The 1435-nt window shown below is 69.2% G+C and carries 1 protein-coding gene and 2 pseudogenes; 1 reads left to right on the forward strand and 2 read right to left on the reverse strand.

Annotated elements, in window-relative coordinates; all coding sequences use genetic code 11:
- Positions 1–324, reverse strand: a pseudogene (locus BST15_RS20875) (two-component sensor histidine kinase); the annotation flags it as partial.
- Positions 321–1001, reverse strand: a complete 681-nt coding sequence (locus tag BST15_RS20880; RefSeq protein WP_046191541.1) for a response regulator transcription factor — start codon at positions 999–1001, stop codon at positions 321–323. The gene BST15_RS20880 and the pseudogene BST15_RS20875, both read right to left, overlap by 4 nt.
- A 134-nt stretch (positions 1002–1135) precedes the next feature.
- On the opposite strand from BST15_RS20880, the pseudogene BST15_RS21960 reads away from it, so the two are divergent.
- Positions 1136–1435, forward strand: a pseudogene (locus tag BST15_RS21960) (hypothetical protein); the annotation flags it as partial.

Here is a 1435-nt window from a genome sequence, read left to right on the forward strand (position 1 = left end):
GTGATGCGGCGGAGGCGGCGGTGGGGGAGGCGGCGGAGCGGGCCGCAGGGCCAGATCGCCGTAGGCGGTGCCGTCGGGACTGATCACCTGGACGCGGATGTCGTGGCCCTGCACTTGGGTGACCAGCGCAGCCGGAGCCACCCCGGCGTCGACCAGATTTGCGGCGCGAGCGGCGGTGTCGTCGAGCCGGGTCCGCAGGTCCCGGTTGAGTTGTGCGCCGACCAGCTGGTCGCCGGCCACACCCAAGATGACCAGCAGTCCAGCGATCACCCCGACGGTGGCCACGGTTGCTCGTCGGCGCAAGGACGGCGTGGGTGTGCTCATGGCTGGGCCGCCGCCAGCCGGTAGCCGATCCCGCGGACGGTGTGCAACATCCGCGGACCGTGGGCCTCCAGTTTGCGGCGCAGACCGCTGACATACACCTCGACGAGGTTGGCGTCATAGGCGTCATAACCCCAGACCGCCGCCAGGATCCGATCTTTGCTCACCGTGCGGCCACGCTGCTCGGCCAGGTAGTTGAGCAGCTTGAGTTCGGTGCCGGTCAGCTCCAGCACGACACCGGACCGGCTCACCATCCCGGCTTCCATGTCGACCACCAAGTCACCGACCTGGATCGCTGAGGGAACGCGGCCGCGCCGGCGTAGCACCGCTGCGACACGGGAGAGCAGTTCGGCCAATTCGAACGGCTTGACCACGTAGTCGTCGGCTCCGGAGTCCAGCCCGCGCAACCGATCATCGAGTGCGTCCCTGGCCGTGAGCAAGATGATCCCGGTGTCGCCGTAGCCGCGCACCACGTCGATCAGGGTGAATCCATCCCGGCCCGGCAGCATCACATCGAGCACCACCAGGTCTGGGCGGAATGCGGGCAAGACATCCTCCAGGCCGCGGCCATCGACTCGTCCACCGCTGACGAATCCGGCGTCGGCCAGAGCTGCCACCACGGTCTCGCGGATCGCATCGGAATCCTCTACCACCAGCACCCTGGGTGCGCTGTTGTGCACCCTGCCATTGTGGCCGCCCGACTGCTGAAGCGGAGCTGAGCAAACCGGTTCCAGCAGCAGGCTTTCAGCTGCGCTTCAGCGTTGTCTCCCAGTGTGGATATCACAGCAGCACCCCACGACGCACGGAGGAAACCATGACTGAATCGGAACAGGTTGAGCCGTTGACCTCGAACTCCAGCCCGCCACCCACTTCCGAGGCCCCAGCACGATCGCTGACCAGCCGCCCGTGGTTCGCCGCGGTCGTAGCAGGTGCCGGGGGATTGATCGTCGGAGCACTGGCGACGGCGAGCTTCGTCGGACTGGTAGGCCCCGGGCCCGGCCCGGTGCCTCCTGGCTTCGCCCCGATCGCGGCCGCGGCCCCGCGGTGGCCGGCGCCCCCGCCGCCTCCGTTGCCGCCCGGACCGCCCCCGCTGCCGCCGGCGTGGGGACCGCCG

It is taken from the genome of Mycolicibacter arupensis, from assembly GCF_002086515.1.
Taxonomy (GTDB): domain Bacteria; phylum Actinomycetota; class Actinomycetes; order Mycobacteriales; family Mycobacteriaceae; genus Mycobacterium; species Mycobacterium arupense.